We start from the raw sequence: 16,419 nt of genomic DNA on the forward strand, positions 1-16,419 counted from the left end.
GTCAGAACTGCGCCCTGGGCGCTCCCATTCCCGGGTCGATTTGGAACGGACCGCTTGCCGAAGGCGCTATCGGGAAATCGAAGATTGCGGTGGGGATGTACACGGTGGCACAGGAGTTGGGGATGTCGACCACTCCGGACAGGCGTCCTTCGATCGGGGCCGAGCCCAGCAGCAGGTACGCCTGCTCGGGGCTGTACCCGAATTTGGTGAGGTAGTCGATCGCATGCATGCAGGCGTTCTGGTAGGACAGGTCGGAGTCCAGGTACTTCTGCTCGCCGTCGACGGTGACCGAAATGCCGGAGAATGCAATCCATTCCGAGTACTGCGGTGCGGTGTTTCCGGGCATGAAGATCGCGTTTTCACTGACCCCGTACGTGTCCATGCCGCCCTTGATCAGGTCGACGTGCAGGTCCATGAAACCGCCCATTTCGATGGCACCACAGAAGGTGATCTCCCCGTCACCCTGCGAGAAGTGCAAGTCTCCGAACGACAACTTCGCCCCCGGTACGAACACCGGATAGAAGACGCGAGTGCCCTTGGTGAGATTCTTGATGTCCTGATTGCCACCGTTCTCTCGTGGCGGTGCCGTACGTGCGGCTTCGCCTGCGACACGCGAGAACTCGTCGCCGCTCAACGATCCCAGAATTGCCCCGTCGAGTTCAGGTGCCAAAGCCAATGGCGGAACACGATGGGGATCGGTGGCGATCAGAGCACCTTCACGGGCGTTCCACTTCGCCAGCAGGGCAGCCGACGGCGCGGTTCCCATCAGGCCGGGATGAGTGATGCCGGTGTACTTCACGTGCGGAACGTGGCGAGATGTGGTGGTCTGCCCGGAAAAGTCCCAGATCGCCTTGTACGCGTCGGGGAATCGATCAGTGAGGAATCCGCCGCCGTTCTGCTTGGCGAAGATCCCCGTGTATCCCCAGCCCTGACCGGCCAGTGGGCCCGAATCTTCCTGCGGGATCGGACCGACGTCGAGAATATCGACGATCAGCAGGTCCCCGGGCTCGGCTCCCTCGATGTGGAACGGCCCGGACAACGTGTGCACGTTGTTGAGCGGCGCATTCAGAATGTCCTCGGCGGAGTCGTCGTTGTGGATTGCCCCATCGAACCATTCGCGGCAGTGCGCCCGAAACGACGTGCCGGGCTTCACTGTGACCGCGGCCGGTATGTCGGGATGCCATCGGTTGTGACCGACGATTTCCTGTTCGGTGAAACTCTTCGTCGAGTCGAGCGGAAACAGCAGTTCGGGCACGAGGCACCTCCGGTTGCGCGGATTCTCCTGCCTCGATCATTGCACCGTCGTGGTGTATTCGGCCCGGTATGACGTGTAAATGTTGTATGACGTTGCGCCGGAACGCCACTGACACGACACCTCACGCTACCCTCGTGTGCGTGCCCACCTACAGCTTTCGCTGCACACAGCGTTGCGAACCCGTCGAGCAGAGATTCTCCATGGCCGACGTCCCCTCCCAGGTGACGTGCCCGGAGTGCGGCGAGAGCGCTGCACGCCGGATTTCGTCTCCTGCCCTCGGCAGGGGGAACAGCGCTGCGATGAAGGCACACGACGCCTCACGCGCCACCGCCGACTCACCGACGGTAGTCACCTCCATCCCACGGCAAGGGCGGGCGGCGAGCCCGACGACGTCGAACCCGCTCCACCGTCGCCTGCCACGTCCCTGATCTCGGCGTTTCTCTTTCGTGCCGACGGGGAAGTCCGGGTGCATGTCCCAGCTCCCCGCTCCCCCGTCGATCGCCGACGGCTCAACCACCGACGACGTCGTTTCCTGGGTTGCCGAGCATCTGGGCGACCTGACGCTCGAGCGGCCGGACGACATAGCTCCGGGTGGCATTCGCGGCGGACAATCGGCGGCCGATGCCGCGCTGGCGAGCTTGGACATCACCGGCTACGCCCGCGACCGCAGCACTGTACTTCCTGCGAATCGCCGGGGAGCCAGTCGAATGTCGCCTTACATCCGGCACGGTCTGCTGACTCTCCGTGAGGTGTGGGACGCCGTAGCGGACGCCCCCGCGCGCGATCGCACGCGGTACCGGGACGAACTCATGTGGCAGGAATACGCCCGCCACCTCTATGCCCGCGTCGGAACCGATCTGGGGCGATCCCTTCGTCGTGAACAGCCACGACCGCACAACTGGACTTCCGAACCCTGGCCCGACGAGATGAACTGCATGTCCACGGTGGTGGGTGAATTGCACAGTGACGGTTGGCTCGTCAACCAAACACGCATGTGGCTGGCATCCCAGTGGGCTGTGCGTGCCGGCGCGACATGGCGCGACGGCGAGGACGAGATGTTCACCCACTTGCTCGACGGCTCACGGGCGGCCAATCGACTGGGTTGGCAATGGACGGTCGGTACCGGAAGCGGCAAGGTGTACGGCTTCAGTCGGTGGCAGGTGAACAAGCGCGCCCCATCGCTGTGCCGCAACTGCGCGCTGAAAGATGCGTGCCCCATCGAGAACTGGCCCGACGACGATCTCGGACCGGCGGTCGACGGCCCGGATCTCAACAAGGCCCCGGTGCCCGCGGGCCCCGCGCTCATGGAAGGCGATGGTGCAGAACAGGTCTGGTTGACCGCGGAATCGCTCGGCACCACAGACCCCGCCATGGCTGCGAATCCCGAGCGACCTGCCGTCTTCGTGTTCGACGAACCGCTCCTCCACAAGCTGCGGCTGTCCGGAAAGCGACTGGTGTTTCTCGCCGAGACTCTCGGCGAGATCGCGTCGACCCGGCCGTTGGAGGTACGTCGCGGCCGAGTATCGGAGGAACTTTCCGGACGGTCTCTGGCCGCCACCTGGGCACCTGTTCCCGGCTTCTCTCGCATCGCCGACGCCATCGCCCCGGTCGAATTGCATCCATGGCCCTGGCTGACGCGTCCCACCACATCCTCGGTCCGGTCGTTCAGTGCGTGGCGGCGCAGTCACTGACGTGCCCGCACCGTGATCTGCCCTTCCTCGCTGGTGGCGGAGACCGTCTTCGGCGATCTGGGGTCGTTGATCACGTCGACGACGACGTCGCCTTTGTCGGATGCCGCGTCGACGGCATAGAAGTCGGCGGGCGGAAGCCCGATCGTCGTGTCGCCGATCACGTTGCGCGCCTTGACCGATTCCGGTGCAGTACGCGATTCGACGCTGATCTCGCCGAACGTCGTGCTCACATCCACGATGGACGCAGTTGCATCACTGATCTTCACGTCACCGAACCGTGTGTCGACCCGGATGGCTCCCGCCGATCCACGAGCGAACACCGATCCCGACGCTGTCGAGACGGATACGTCTGCACCGACATCCGACAGCACGACATCACCGCCCGCACCGTTCACCGCGAGGGTCAGGCCTGCGGGTATCTGCAATTCGACGTCGGCGTCACACGTCTTGTACCTGCCGTAGGAACATTCCACAGCCACGCTCGACCCGTCCGCACCGACGTCGACCGTGGGGGCGTCCCCTCGGTAGATCCCGTGCGCTCGAACATGCAGCGAATCATCGGGACTGGGCACGAACTTCAGGTGCGCGAACCCGGTCGTCACAGTCAGCTGCGAGCCGTCGATCGCGTGATCTACCGAGTAGTCGTAGTTCTGAGTCTTCGGAACGGAGAAACCGAGCGCGATCGCCGCAGTGGTGCCTGCTCCGGCCGCACCGACCACGACGGCCGCTGTGGTGATCGCCAACGTGTAGCGCAACAATGGAATTCGATTCATCGAATAGCTCCCAGGTATCGTAGGACTGCCATGACCCGGCGGTGATCCGCACTGTCGCCGAGCAATCCGAGTTTGGCGAAGATGTTTCCGATGTGCTTCTCGACGGCTGCTTGGCCTACGACCAGAGTGGAGGCGATGCCGGCATTGGACTTACCTTCGGCCATCGCCGTCAGCACATCTCGCTCTCGCGGTGTCAGCGAGTCGAGTGGATCCGATCGTGGTGCGCGCGCCAAAATCTGTTGCACAACTTCTGGATCGATGACGGTTCCGCCGTCGGCGACCGTTTTCACCGCGTCGGAGAATTCGTCCACATCGGCGACGCGATCCTTCAGCAGATATCCGACGCCGTCCGTGCTCTGCCGAATCAGTTCTGCCGCATACCTTTCCTCCACGTACTGCGAGAGCACCAGTACTCCGACATCGGGCCAACGCTCACGAATGACCAGTGCCGCTCGCAGACCCTCGTCGAGAAATGTCGGAGGCATCCGCACGTCGATGACGCAGACGTCGGGCAGCGGCTCGGTGGACGACATCAGCGTCAACAGCTGCGCCGCGTCACCAACTTTTCCGATCACCTCGGCACCGGAGTCGACCAACAAACGCGCAACACCCTCACGTAGCAGTACCGAGTCGTCGGCAATGATCACTCGCACGGGATGGTCACCTCCACTCGTGTCGGGCCGCCCGACGGCGAAGTCACCGTCAGGGTTCCGTCGATTCCGCTGAGCCTGTCGGCCAATCCGGCCAATCCGCCGCCGGGCTCGAAATGCGCACCGCCGCAACCGTCGTCGACCACGGTGACGGCGACGGAGGACTCGCCGCGAGCGACATCGACCTGCACGTTTCCGGCGTGGGCGTGCTTGCCGACATTGGTCAAGGCCTCGGACACCACGAAGTACACCGTCGACTCGGCGGTGGCGTTCAGACGTCGCTCGCCGGTGAGGGCCGGGTCGATGTCGATCGTCACCGGAACTGTCGACAACGCCGCGACCGACGACAGCGCTGCGTCGAGTCCGCGATCGGTCAGGATCGGGGGATGCAGTCCGCGCGTCAACGTTCGGATCTCACCGATCGCGTTCTTCGCCTCCCGATGTGCATCGTCGAGCAAACCCTTCAAGACCACGTCGTCCGTAGCCGACGCGCGAGACTTCGCTTGTCCCAGTGACATTGCCACCGAGACCAGCCGTTGCTGGGCACCGTCGTGCAGGTCCCGTTCGATGCGTCGCCGCTCGGCATCGGCGGCGTCGACGACGCGAGCACGGCTCATGGTCAGCTCGTTCACCCGCTTGCTCGACTCCGACTGCCCGAGAAGTGCTGCAGCGCTCCACCAATCGAGCTTGGCAATCAGGGTCGTCAGTGGCGGAACGCCGGCAACCAGGACTACCAGAGCTGCCACTCCGATCACCGCAACCAGCGGAAAGTCCACTCGTTCGGCTATCTCCAACCCGGTGCCCTCGGGATCGGTGACCAACCACGCGACCGGGGCGGCCGCCAGAACCGGAAGCGCCAGGAAGAGCGCAGGCAGCAAGAACAGCAGCGCAGCCGAGATCGGAATACGAATGATCCAGTAGACGAGCGACTTCCACAGCCCGACGTCACGAACACACCACACCAACTTTCGCCAACTGGTCGGATAGACGATGGTGTCCGGTTTCGTGATCTCGATGCCACTGGTCAGGTCGATGCCCGCTCGCGCCGCGATGTCCAGCCAACGAAGGACCACGATCGTGAACACGAAGACGAGCACACCGCTGAGGGCGAACGGCAACGCGAACACCGCGAGCAGGAGCAGACCTACGATCAGCCATCCGCCCAGTCCGGCGAACGTCGTCGCCAACAGCGACGCCATTGCCAACCACCACTGCTGCGAAATCCACGCTCTGAGCGGATTGAGGGGAATCGGTAATGCCTGGTTCATGCGGATGAGCCTAAGTGGGCAGTCGCCGGGGCGTCCTCACTGCGAACCCACGAGGTGAGGTAGGGCCAGCCCTACCCTCGGCGCGCAGGTCCATGTGAGTTCGCCCAGCTCAGGCGTCGAACACGCCCTTTGCTTCCCGAACTTGTCGGTAGCCGGTGATATCAAGGAAGTACACGACTACAGAAAGGGTTCCCATGTCCGCCAGTGTCGATACCTGCCACGGAACGCTCGTGATCCACGCAGTCGGTAGTGCGGAATGCACGGAACCCGATTGCGTGGATCTCGAGTACGTTCGCCACTTCCTGGTGCTCGAGTGCGAGGAGATCACCGGCGGCTGCCAGTGCACAGCGCTGGTTGAGCTCGCTCAGGCGTCCTGACGCCGGACGACCGGCTGCTGCAGCTCCGTCACCCAGTTCTCCTGCGGCGCAGGCTCGGAGACCAGGTAGTACTCGCGGCAGATGCCGGAGAGCTCGTAACCGTTGGCGTCGATCCAGGCCATGAACTGCTCCCAGGTTTCCCCGATCGTCGCCATCGAGCCGTGGTGCACGGTCGTCAGCGCGAGGTCGATCGCGGGTAGCTCGGTGACGTCGTAGTCCTCGCCTGCATCAACGTCGGGGGTGATCTCGAACGCGGCATGCACCGTGATGCCGGTGCCGTCACCGTCGTCGACGGCCTCGTACAGGGCGATCGACGACGGTCCGAATTCGACTCCGTCTCGTGCCAGAGACGACGCGAGCCGGGCGTACATCGGACCGATCACCGGGCCGACGTTCTGTGGCCCGTAACCGGCAGCATTCTCGGTGACGACGGCGACTCGGGTGGCCGGCAGCGACTTGGTGTCCACGGTGATCATCGAATCTTCTCCCTCTACGGCGCGGAGGCGCGCATCGATCCGACGCAGTCGGGCGGCGTCGAGATCGAGTCGATGGGCGACGTCTTCACGTTTGGCGACGAGCATCCGACGCAATCGGGCTTCGCTGACCTGCGCATGCACGATCTGCTTCACCTCGTCGAGCCGAAATCCCAGGTCCTTGAACATCAGGATGCGGCCCAACTCCTCGAACTGTCTACCGTCGTACGACCGATATCCGGTGAACGGATCCACCCGTGCCGGCGTCAACAGCCCGATCTCGTCGTAATGCCGAAGCATGCGAACCGAAACCCGGCCGATCGATGCGAACTCTCCGATACTGAACATGACCCTCCGAGACTGCCGTCTCACACTGTGTGAGGGTCAAGTATCGCGCGCCGTGCGGTGGCTCGACCCGTTCTGCGCGCACCGATCAACCGATTTCGCCGGTCGTCGCATCGATCGAGTGCGCTCCCTGATAGCCACGAAAAATTCGGACCAGGCCATTCGCCAGGTCTACGGCACCCCAGCGGTCACCGTAGCGCCACAGGCGTTGAGAAACCAGGCTTGGAAGTGAATTCCCGACACATCCCGATACGGCCTCCCGGACCCCCCTCGATAACCGACCGGGCGTCTGTAATCAAATGTTGAACGACCCTGTGAATGCGACGTCGCAGCGGTTATGGTTCGTTTCGATGCTCCTCCCCCGAACCCACAAGGACTCGCCATGAAGAGACGCCTGATCGCTTATTCCATTGCTGCACTTGCTATCTCCGCCACAGCAGTGGCGCTTCCCACCGGAGTGGCGTCGGCCGCGCCGTGTTCGGATGTGGACGTCTCGTTCGCTCGCGGCACCGGGGAACTTCCCGGTCTCGGCATCACGGGTACTCCTTTTGTGAACAGCGTCAAATCGCAACTCTCGGATCGCTCGGTCAGCACGTACGCCGTGAACTACGCCGCCGACTTCACCCAGGCCAGCGCGGGACCCGGATCTCGCGACCTCGTGGCTCATCTCAATTCCGTTGCGGCATCGTGCCCGTCGACGAAATTCGTGATCGGCGGTTACTCGCAGGGGGCGACCGTGGTGACCAACGCAGTCGGTCTGCGCACTCCCAGCAGCTTCACCGGTGCCGTCATCCCGGCCGCGATCGCCGACCGTATCGAGGCCGTTGTGGTGTTCGGCAACCCATTCGGGCTTACCGGCAGGAAGATCGAAACAGCCAGCAGCACATACGGTTCACGCACCAACAGCTTCTGCAACTTCGGCGACCCGGTGTGCCAGATCGGCGGCTTCAACACCTTCGCTCACCTGACCTACGGCACCAACGGCTCGACGACGCAGGGTGCCTCGTTCGCGGCCGCTCAGGTACGGAGCTGAATCGACTCACCGAAATCGGTGCGCGGGCCCCGATGGTTCTGCGGATAGAAAAGTCGGTTCCGGTAGCCCGGATTGCTGTGCGCTCGTGAAGATTTCCTCAGCGACTGCATCGACCCGAGCTATCGGAACCAACGCAATGGCCGAACCCCCGAACCCCCCACCCGTCATACGGGCCCCGTATGCCCCGGCTCGCAGCGCAGCATCGACGGCGCTGTCCAGCTCGGGGGAACTGACCTCGTAGTCGTCTCGAAGCGAGACGTGCGACGCCGTCATCAGGTCGCCGAGTTCGGTACCGATGTCACCGCCGTCCAGCAACGCTACTGCCCGCTCGACTCGTCGTATCTCGCTGGTGACGTGACGAACTCGGGGAACGAGAGCCTGATCGACGAGCCCCGATACCGCCCGCTCGGGGTCGAGTCCGCGCAGCGTCGACACACCCAGCTCCAGGTAGGCCCGGTCGAGGGCGGCCCGGCGGGCACCGTACTGGCCGTCCACCAGACGGTGCGGAGCGTTGGTGTCGATCACCATGATGCGAGCACCCAACGCCGCGACGTCCAGTGGGATCTGCCGGGTCGATCCGTCGAGGCAGTCCAGAAGCAGGGCATGCCCTCGTTCGGCAAGCATCGCGATGGCTTGATCCATTCCCCCGGTCGACGCGCCGGCCACATCGTTCTCGGCGCGAATGCTGGCGTCGATCAGTACCTTTCGATCGACGTTCAGATCGAACAGATCGCTCAGGGCCAAGGCGAACGAGCACTCGAGGGCCGCCGAACTCGACAGACCCGAGCCCACCGGTACCGAGGAGTGCACGGCAACGTCGACTCCGCCTATCCCGTGCTCCTGCAGCGCCCAGGCAACGCCCGCCACGTACGCGGCCCAGCCCGACGGACTTCCCGGTCCGATGTCACCGAGTTGCCCCGTCCACGTCTGGTCGGTATGCGTCGAGACCACCCGCATCGTGGCATCCTCGCGCCGCCGAACAGCGACTGCAGTGGCGAAGGGCAGCGCGAACGGCAGCACCAGACCACCTGCGTAGTCGATGTGTTCGCCGATCAGATTGACTCGTCCTGGGGCCAACCAGACGCCGTCCGGTTCACCGCCGAACGCGGCGTCGAACAGCTCCGAAGCACCGTCGGCGAGGCTCTGCTCGGACACGACGCTCAACCAGTTCACACCAGCACCTCGCGCAATCTGTCTGCGATTCTCTCGGGAGTCGTGTCGTTGATCCATGCGCCCATCGCCGACTCGGATCCGGCCAGAAACTTCATCCGGCCCGGTGACCGCATCATCGAGAACAGTTGCAGGTGAAGTCGTCCCAGCTCTCGATCGGATCCGACGGGAGCCTGATGCCACGCCGAGATGTACGGCACCTCGTCCACGCCCTCGAAGAATGCGTCGACGCCCCGCAGCAATGCGCGGTAGACGCCAGCCAGCTCGTCGCGCTCCGCGTCGTTCAGTTCGGCAAGATCTGCGACGTCGCGGCGCGGAGCAAGATGCACCTCGAGCGGCCACCGCGACGCCGCGGGGACGTACGCCACCCAATGCTCGACATCCACGACTATCCGTCGACCCGAGCGCAATTCGGCGGCGAGTACATCGGCCAACAGAACTCGACCGGTGTTCTCGAAGTGCTTGCGCGACTGCCTGATCAAAGCATCGGTACGAGGAGGAAGGTAGGGGTAGGCGTATATTTGGCCGTGCGGGTGCGTCAAGGTGACACCGATCTCCTTGCCACGATTCTCGAAGCAGAACACCTGTTTCACTCCGTCGATCGCCGAGAGCTCCGTGGTCCGGTCTGCCCACACGTCGATGATCGTTCGAACCCTCGACAGTTCCAGCGAGACGAAAGACGCGTCGGGATCACTGGCGAAACAGACGACCTCGCACCGACCGGTACCTGCCGCCAACGGCCACATCGGCTCACCGTCGACCGCTGCCGGAAGAGTTTGTTGTGCAGCACTTCCCGCCAACGACGGGAAACGGTTTTCGAACACCACGACGTCGTAATCCGAGGCCGGGATCTCGGTCGCCGGCCGGCCCGGACGGCTGGGGGCCAACGGGGACAGGTCGGCGGGAGGCAAGAACGTGCGGTCCATCCGCTGGGCAGCCATGACGATCCACTCGCCGGTGAGCACGTCGAATCTCATCTGCGAGAGCGACATCGACGGCGGCAGCGGCCGTGAGTCCACGAGCTCCCGGGTGGCACCACCGGAAAGGTAGGGCTCTGTGTCGTCGTAATAGATCAATTCTCGACCGTCGGCCAACGTGGTCGAGGTCTTGCGCATGGGATGGGTGGTGTCCTGCGTGGTCATCGACTGTTCGCTTCCTGGGTGGTCGGCCGGGGTTCGGCGGGGCCGGTTGCGACGACCACGTCATGGACGATGTCGGTCAGCGCGTCGCGAATACGTTCGGGCACATCGACATCGGTGACGATCACATCCACCTCCGACAACGCAGCGGTGGTTGCGAGGGCGCGAACACCCCACTTGGTGTGATCAGCGAGGACCGCGACGCGTCGAGCCGAGGCGACGAAGGCCTGATTGGTCTGTGCCTCCAGCAGATTGGGGCAGGTGAGGCCCGCATCGATATCCACTCCATGCGTGCCGAGAAACAGAATGTCGACGTGCAGCGTCTGCAACGCGCCGACCGCCAACGGGCCGACGAGTGCGTACGACGGGGTGCGTTGGCCTCCGGTGAGCAACACGGTGTGGTCTGCTCTGCCGCCGGCATGAAGGACGTCGGCGACGGGCAAGGAGTTGGTCACCACGGTGATGTCGGGTACACGAAGCAGTTCCCGCGCCAGCGCGTGTGTCGTCGTACCTCCAGAGATGCCGATGGTCGTTCCTGGCCGGATCAATCGTGCGGCGGCGCGGGCAATGGCGGCCTTGGCGTCACGGCTCTGCTCGGACTTCACCGGAAAGCCCGGCTCGAACGCGCTCGCGGAACTCGGCGCGGTGATGCCGCCATGCACTCGCTCGACCAGGCCCTGGGCGACCAGTTCATTGACGTCTCGTCGAATGGTCATGTCGGACACCGACAGAGCAGTGCCCAACGCGGCCACCGTGACGGCTCCCTCGGACCGCACCCGGTCCAGAATCTTCTGCTGACGTTGATGGGCGAGCATCACACCATCACCAGACCTGATTCCATGCACACAACATTCACCAGATAGCAACAAATGTCAACAAAAGCGAACAGGGTGCGGCGATGTGGTCAGAAGTCGTCGTCGCTCTCGGACGCGGTTCGTGCACGACCGATCCGTGTCAGATGCACCCGTCGCGCCAGTCGAATCACGGGACGGATGAGCAGTTCGATACTCCCCAGCAGGAAGAACCACGTACCGATCACCGTCGTGCTCTCCCGAAAGAAGAGGATGCTGCCGACGATGAACCAGACCGCAACGAGAATGTCGTTGATGATGCTGACAACTTCCCACCGCTGGCGAATCACCAGTTCCTCGTGCCCGATAGTGAAGGTCAGGTCGTTCATAGCGGCTCCTTCGTAAAACGTCGGTGTACCCAGTCCGACTACCCGGATCCCTCCCAATCGACCCGGGCTGCCATCTCGAGCAGTTTCCGACGACGTGTCTCGCTGGTCTCTCCGATCCGAGCGATCCGTCCGTACACATGGGCGCGGAAGTCGGTCAGAACGTCCCGATTCTGTTGAACTGCACCGCTACCGATGCAGTTGTGCAGTAACGCGCGGAGGTTGTCGTACTCCTCTCGCGGAACTGCGGGCCACGCATTGACCACCAGCCCCGTGAGCTGTTGGCGTTGATGCGCGCGCCGCACTCGGGTTTTGTCGGGATGAATCGTGAAGCCCTCGTCGTGCGCGATCTGGGACACCACCCACAGCAACTTGTCGACGTCGAGGTCTGCCGGACCGGAGAACGCCAGGTCGTCGGCGTAGCGGGTGTAGCGGGCACCCATGGTGCGAGCGAGCCCGGCAGCTCGAATATCGAGTTGACGGGCAGCCAGGTTGGCCAGGGCGGGCGACGTCGGTGCGCCCTGCGGCAAGTGGGTGGTGCGGAGCCTCGCCGCCGTCGCGCGGTCCATGCCCGTCAATTCTCCGGCCGGGGTGACCGTTGTGCACAGCGCGGCAAGATTCGCAGCGACCTTTCGGCGGTAGCCGACGGCCTCGAAGATCGCCACCACGCGATCGAACCCGATGGACGGAAAAAAGCGACGTAAGTCGACCGAGACCACCACCTCACGCTCGGCGTGGGGCGTCGCGAACGTGCGGGGGCTGCGCCCTTTACGAAAACCGTGCGCGGCGGGATGTGGTGGAATTCGATCCAGGATGCGGTGCAGTATCTTTCGCTGAATCTCGCGCAGGCGCGGTTTGGGAACCTCCAGCAGTCGAATGCCCTGACGTTTGTCGAGACGAGCAGATCGATAGTGCTGCAACGGGAACGGCGCAGTACGCAGCCTCCCCTGCAGGTCGGCAAACCACTCGATTTCGGAAATGGTCAGATCCAGTGATTGCGCGAGCTGGCCCGTCGTCTCGTAGCGAGGCACCTCGAACCGCCAGGGTACGACACGGCCACGTATCGGCGATCGCTGTGACGACTTCGACGGCTGCGTAATCAACGGAAGATCTCGCAGCAGAACGAATATCGACGCCTCGTCGAACGGCGGACTCGGATACAGGTCGATGATTCGATCGGCCAACCGCGAGGCCTTGGCCGGCATGAACCGAGAGAACGCCTCCTCGAGCCCCGATTGCGTCCACTCTGCGTCTGCAGCCAAACGAGCCAGGGTTGCGGCGGCGCGCGGCGTCAAGTCGCGGTCGTTCACGTGTGTCGCTCCACCGGATCTAGAGCGAGAGAATGCAGCGACGCGCGGCGACCGAAATCTTTCGTCCTCGGAGCTGCCAAGCACGCGAAGCGTGCGGACCAGCTTCGGACGCAGTGCTCGATTCTCTTCATGTACCCAGGGGTTACCCCTGAGACCGGTCCCGCGGACCAACTCTCGCCCACGCGCCGCTGCATCCCACCACAATGCCAAACCGACGCGGATCTGTCAGCGGGATGACTCACTAGTTCGACCGACCGGTCGGGTTTTGAAGTTCTCGTGAGTTGCTCGATTACGAGCCGGAGCTCTCGAGTCCGGAGCAGGTGAACGGAACCAGCGCCGACTCCGTTGCGTCCAACCCTTAGATGGGGTCTTGGGAAAGGACAGTGCACATGCATCGAAACAGTCGATGGGCGGCAATCGCAGTAGGTCTGCTCCTGCTCACCGCATGTTCGACGGGCCAAGACGGTACTGCAGTCCCCGAAGTCATCGCGACGACCAACACCGCGGTCGCCGCACCGACGCCTTGGGATCCATGCACCATCCCCGACGACGCCATCGAGCAGGCGGGATTGAACGTCGACTCCAAGGAATCGGGGGTGTTCGGCAGAGATCAATTCGGATTCAAGATCTGCGGCTGGGAGAACCGGCCGCCGGCGAGCAAGTACTACGTGCGGATCTTCGTGGGGTTTCAAACCATCGACTGGATCAGCGACACCAGTCGTTTCGATGGACTGCGCCCTGTCCAGGTGGGCACTCACGCCGCTACTCAGTTCGAGCAGGTTTCCGTGAGCAAATCACTGAATTGCGGCGTCGCCTACACGGCCGGTAGAGAACTGATCATGGCAACGATCAACTCGGACGTGCTTGTCGATACACCGCAATACGATCCGTGCACCGAGCTGAACACGTTGATCGCGGCGCTCGGTTCCGAACTCCCCAGCTGAACTACACCGAACCCAAGGACACCTAACCCATGGCCGATTTCCAGCAGAACGTTCTTGCTCATTGGCAAGGCCTCAACGCCCAGGCCGACGCGGGCACGATCACCATTCCCGGCGATGTGGCCGCGAAGTGCGACGCAGCCTGCGTTGCATATCTCGCTCATCTGGGGAGGATGCAACGCGATGCTCTCTCCATCGACATAGCCACTCCATGGGGCGACTTGAAGTCCGCCCAGGATCTGCAAGCCAGATTCGGACGCCTGGCCACCGGCACCGATCGTTCTCTCGACGTGATTCTTCAGCAGCACATCGACGTCATCGAATCGATGCGCATGCTCTTCCGCCGCTACTTCGACGAGACCGAGGCTACCGACACCCAGACGTCTGCGAACATCACCGCGCTCATTCCGCATAACTGAATGCGGACAACCCTTCTCGGCCGCCCACGGCTATTCCGTACTTACCCGGAGTCCCCGTCGGGTCACCAACACGGTTGCGGCCGTCGCCAGAGACCAACATGCCGAGACCACCCACAGCACCGTCGACCACGACATCTGCAGACCCACGTCGGTTTCGGTCACCTGAGACAAGCCGACCGCCATCGCCAACAGCGGAGGCACGGTGACCATCACCCCGAGCGCAGAGCCGACCAGAACAATCACAGCAGTTTCGCCCACGGCTGTCGTCAGCAGTTGCCGGTCGGTTCCACCGGACGCTCTCAGGACGGCGTAATCGTCCTTACGTCGGTACGCCGACATAGCCGTGCTGTTCGCCACCGCGAGACCGCTGTAGCCGACACCCATCGTGATAAGCACGGCCGCAAGCCAATTGGTGAGTCGCGCATCGACCATGTAGTCCTGCAACGCGAAACTGTGTGCGTCTTCGACCCTCGCACCTGCGGTCAACTGTGTCGGCGCCATGTCTTGCGGAACGAACACAACCTCGGTCAATGCCGACGGATCATGATCGCGTACCAGTTCGCGGGGCAGCACCAATGCACCACGAGCGGGGTCGAGCGGGAGCACCTGCGACACCACCACACTCTCGGAACGACCGTCTGCAAAGGTCACCGACATCTCCTCGCCGGCCCGCACATCGAACAGACTCGCTGTTGCCTCGTCCAGCACTGCCCGACCCGATGCGGCGTACCGTTCGTCGAGGCTGCCGACGGCGTCGACGACGGTTACGGTGCCGTCCGCTCCCGGTACGAATACGCGTGACGGTAGTCCGGCAGTTGTTCCTATCGGTCCCGCCGCTGTTTCGGCTACCACCTGATCGCTCAGGCCAGCGGTTCCATCGGGGGTCACGGCTGCCAGTCCGCGCAGTTGCTCGGTCTGCTCGGCCGGATACGCCACAGCCATCGTCTGCACCATTCCGCTCAGCAGCACCGCGAAGCCGACGGCGGCAATGACCGGAGCCACGGTCGCGGCCGCACGGCGTGTCCCTGTGGTCAGCTCCGCTCTGATCAACATCGATGCTGCCGATCGTGATCGCCGCGTGAACGGCCATGTCACGAGGCCTGCGATCGGACCGACGAAGATCGGCGTAAGTAGCGCCGCAGCCAGGATCAGCAGCATGGCCGCAGCGACCGCGGTATTCACTCTGCTGTCCGTAGCCGCTGTTGCTGTCGACACCGTCACGCCCAGACCACCGATGAGCGAGGCAAGGCCGGTGAGCCAACGCAGCGTCGTCATGGGACGTCGTTCGACGGCGGCGTCGAGTAGCGCCTCGATCGGAGCCACTGTGGCCGCCGATCGAGCGGGAATCCAGGCACCGATCAACGCCACGGCGATGCCGATGCTCACCGCCACCAGTAGCGGCCACGCTGATACCCCAACCTGTAAGTCCGGTGGTTGAACGTCGAGTTTCAGCAGCAACATACGCAGAACAGGAGATGCTGCAATGCCGAGTCCTGCACCAACGAGACCGCCCACTAGGCCGATCAGCGCGGCCTCTCCGAGCACCAAGCGTCGCACTTGTCCCGTTGCAGCACCGATGGTTCGCAGCAGTGCGATCTCCCGTCGGCGTTCGGATGTCGCGAGAGCGAAGGTCGATCCCACAACGAAGATGGTGGTGAACAGGCCGATGGTGGCCATCGCGACGATCAGTTGATTGCCCAGAATTCGCCGATGAGAGACGAACTCGGGTTCCAGGGCCGCGCGATCGGTGCCGGTCACAACCCGTCCACGGTCACCCACCCGTTCTTCCGCCCCTGTCACGAGTTCATCGATCCGCGCGTCGAGCTTCGGTACGATGCCGATCGCCCGGACACCGGGGGACAACTGCGCAGCACGCTCGTCCGTGAAGTAGATGCCCGGCCCGTCGTGCGTTCCCGCCACTGCGAACGTCTCGAGCCCCGCCGCAAGATTGATCGAGACCGAGTCGCCTACGGCGAGACCCAATGAGCCTGAGACGATAATTTGGTCTGGGTTCATCGGTGCCGCACCGGACGTCAGTCGTGAAGGCGTCAATTGCGCACTTGCCCAACCGTGTCCGGCGTCCTGAGCTCCCTCGTCCTCGACCGGTGCGCCGTCGATGAACGGCTGGGCATAGAAAGACCTATCAGTGACGACGGCCTCCGCTCCGGGCACTGCGCCGAGATCGGCGGCGATCCCACGTGCTTCCTCTGCACTCCACGGAATGAAGTCCGCCGTGTTGCCGAACTCGTTCACGGCCTGCGCGGGCAATGCGAGTAGTGCCGCACCCTCCAGCCGCGGCTGCACCACCGGTCGTGAGGAGTCGTAGATGATGAACGTAGCGGGCATCAGGGCGACCCCGAAAGTCGTAGCCAGCAGGGTGGCCAGGAAACTTCTCCAG

Annotated in this window: 17 protein-coding genes; 6 read left to right on the plus strand and 11 right to left on the minus strand. The window is 63.5% G+C overall.

The features are described from left to right. Nucleotide 1: 1 nt before the first annotated feature. On the minus strand, nucleotides 2-1,255 hold the full coding sequence (fmdA, locus tag K414_RS0104700) for a formamidase (protein ID WP_027494894.1): 1,254 nt from the start codon (nucleotides 1,253-1,255) through the stop codon (nucleotides 2-4). A 200-nt stretch (nucleotides 1,256-1,455) separates the two neighbouring features. On the opposite strand from fmdA, the gene K414_RS28445 reads away from it, so the two are divergent. Both K414_RS28445 and K414_RS0104710 read left to right on the plus strand, forming a co-directional pair. Next, nucleotides 1,456-1,683, plus strand: a complete 228-nt coding sequence (locus tag K414_RS28445) for a zinc ribbon domain-containing protein (protein ID WP_230591622.1) — start codon at nucleotides 1,456-1,458, stop codon at nucleotides 1,681-1,683. Nucleotides 1,684-1,725: 42 nt separating this feature from the next. Then, nucleotides 1,726-2,946, plus strand: coding sequence for an FAD-binding domain-containing protein (locus K414_RS0104710; RefSeq protein WP_027494895.1), 1,221 nt, complete (start codon nucleotides 1,726-1,728; stop codon nucleotides 2,944-2,946). Here K414_RS0104710 and K414_RS0104715 read toward each other — a convergent pair. Genes K414_RS0104715 through K414_RS29270 form a run of 3 tightly spaced genes read right to left on the minus strand, consistent with a single transcriptional unit; the run spans nucleotide 2,940 to nucleotide 5,637 of the window. Further along, on the minus strand, nucleotides 2,940-3,719 hold the full coding sequence (locus K414_RS0104715) for a DUF4097 family beta strand repeat-containing protein (RefSeq protein ID WP_027494896.1): 780 nt from the start codon (nucleotides 3,717-3,719) through the stop codon (nucleotides 2,940-2,942). The genes K414_RS0104710 and K414_RS0104715 overlap by 7 nt on opposite strands. After that, nucleotides 3,716-4,372 carry a response regulator transcription factor gene (locus tag K414_RS0104720; RefSeq protein ID WP_027494897.1) on the minus strand — a complete coding sequence of 219 codons (657 nt, stop codon included), beginning with the start codon at nucleotides 4,370-4,372 and terminating at the stop codon, nucleotides 3,716-3,718. Before K414_RS0104720 ends, K414_RS0104715 begins: the two co-directional genes overlap by 4 nt. Then, nucleotides 4,363-5,637 carry a histidine kinase gene (locus K414_RS29270; RefSeq protein ID WP_080735759.1) on the minus strand — a complete coding sequence of 425 codons (1,275 nt, stop codon included), beginning with the start codon at nucleotides 5,635-5,637 and terminating at the stop codon, nucleotides 4,363-4,365. The genes K414_RS0104720 and K414_RS29270 overlap by 10 nt, the downstream gene beginning before the upstream one ends. Before the next feature lie 194 nt (nucleotides 5,638-5,831). Here K414_RS29270 and K414_RS0104730 point away from each other — a divergent pair, with 194 nt between their 5' ends. Beyond that, nucleotides 5,832-6,014, plus strand: coding sequence for a hypothetical protein (locus K414_RS0104730; RefSeq protein ID WP_027494898.1), 183 nt, complete (start codon nucleotides 5,832-5,834; stop codon nucleotides 6,012-6,014). Here K414_RS0104730 and K414_RS0104735 read toward each other — a convergent pair. Further along, complete coding sequence (locus K414_RS0104735) at nucleotides 6,002-6,835, minus strand: MerR family transcriptional regulator (protein ID WP_027494899.1); 834 nt, start codon at nucleotides 6,833-6,835, stop codon at nucleotides 6,002-6,004. The two genes, K414_RS0104730 and K414_RS0104735, sit on opposite strands and share 13 nt — an antisense overlap. A 379-nt stretch (nucleotides 6,836-7,214) precedes the next feature. On the opposite strand from K414_RS0104735, the gene K414_RS0104745 reads away from it, so the two are divergent. Beyond that, nucleotides 7,215-7,865 (plus strand): cutinase family protein, encoded by a 651-nt coding sequence (locus tag K414_RS0104745; RefSeq protein ID WP_027494901.1) that lies wholly within the window; start codon nucleotides 7,215-7,217, stop codon nucleotides 7,863-7,865. Nucleotides 7,866-7,871: 6 nt separating this feature from the next. On the opposite strand, the gene galK is transcribed toward K414_RS0104745, so the two are convergent. The 5 genes from galK to K414_RS0104770 form a co-directional block, all read right to left on the minus strand. Beyond that, nucleotides 7,872-9,038, minus strand: a complete 1,167-nt coding sequence (galK, locus tag K414_RS0104750; protein WP_027494902.1) for a galactokinase — start codon at nucleotides 9,036-9,038, stop codon at nucleotides 7,872-7,874. Next, complete coding sequence (galT, locus tag K414_RS0104755) at nucleotides 9,035-10,150, minus strand: galactose-1-phosphate uridylyltransferase (protein ID WP_032374625.1); 1,116 nt, start codon at nucleotides 10,148-10,150, stop codon at nucleotides 9,035-9,037. The genes galK and galT overlap by 4 nt, the downstream gene beginning before the upstream one ends. A 23-nt stretch (nucleotides 10,151-10,173) precedes the next feature. After that, nucleotides 10,174-10,989: a DeoR/GlpR family DNA-binding transcription regulator gene (locus K414_RS0104760; RefSeq protein ID WP_027494904.1), complete on the minus strand. Its 816-nt coding sequence runs from the start codon at nucleotides 10,987-10,989 to the stop codon at nucleotides 10,174-10,176. Nucleotides 10,990-11,078: 89 nt separating this feature from the next. Then, on the minus strand, nucleotides 11,079-11,354 hold the full coding sequence (locus K414_RS0104765) for a YrhK family protein (protein WP_027494905.1): 276 nt from the start codon (nucleotides 11,352-11,354) through the stop codon (nucleotides 11,079-11,081). A gap of 38 nt (nucleotides 11,355-11,392) precedes the next feature. Beyond that, complete coding sequence (locus K414_RS0104770) at nucleotides 11,393-12,661, minus strand: reverse transcriptase family protein (RefSeq protein ID WP_027494906.1); 1,269 nt, start codon at nucleotides 12,659-12,661, stop codon at nucleotides 11,393-11,395. A 389-nt stretch (nucleotides 12,662-13,050) separates the two neighbouring features. Here K414_RS0104770 and K414_RS0104775 point away from each other — a divergent pair, with 389 nt between their 5' ends. Then, a complete protein-coding gene (locus K414_RS0104775) occupies nucleotides 13,051-13,605 on the plus strand; it encodes a DUF3558 family protein (protein WP_027494907.1) in 555 nt (184 codons plus the stop codon). Between the two features lie 29 nt (nucleotides 13,606-13,634). Next, nucleotides 13,635-14,021: a hypothetical protein gene (locus tag K414_RS0104780; RefSeq protein WP_027494908.1), complete on the plus strand. Its 387-nt coding sequence runs from the start codon at nucleotides 13,635-13,637 to the stop codon at nucleotides 14,019-14,021. Between the two features lie 30 nt (nucleotides 14,022-14,051). Here the strand turns inward: K414_RS0104780 and K414_RS0104785 are convergent, their stop codons facing one another. After that, nucleotides 14,052-16,367, minus strand: a complete 2,316-nt coding sequence (locus K414_RS0104785; protein ID WP_237606132.1) for an ABC transporter permease — start codon at nucleotides 16,365-16,367, stop codon at nucleotides 14,052-14,054. Between the last annotated feature and the right edge of the window lie 52 nt (nucleotides 16,368-16,419).

Origin of the sequence: Rhodococcus sp. JG-3 (assembly GCF_000482405.1) — a bacterium.
Taxonomy (GTDB): Bacteria; Actinomycetota; Actinomycetes; order Mycobacteriales; family Mycobacteriaceae; genus Rhodococcoides; species Rhodococcoides fascians.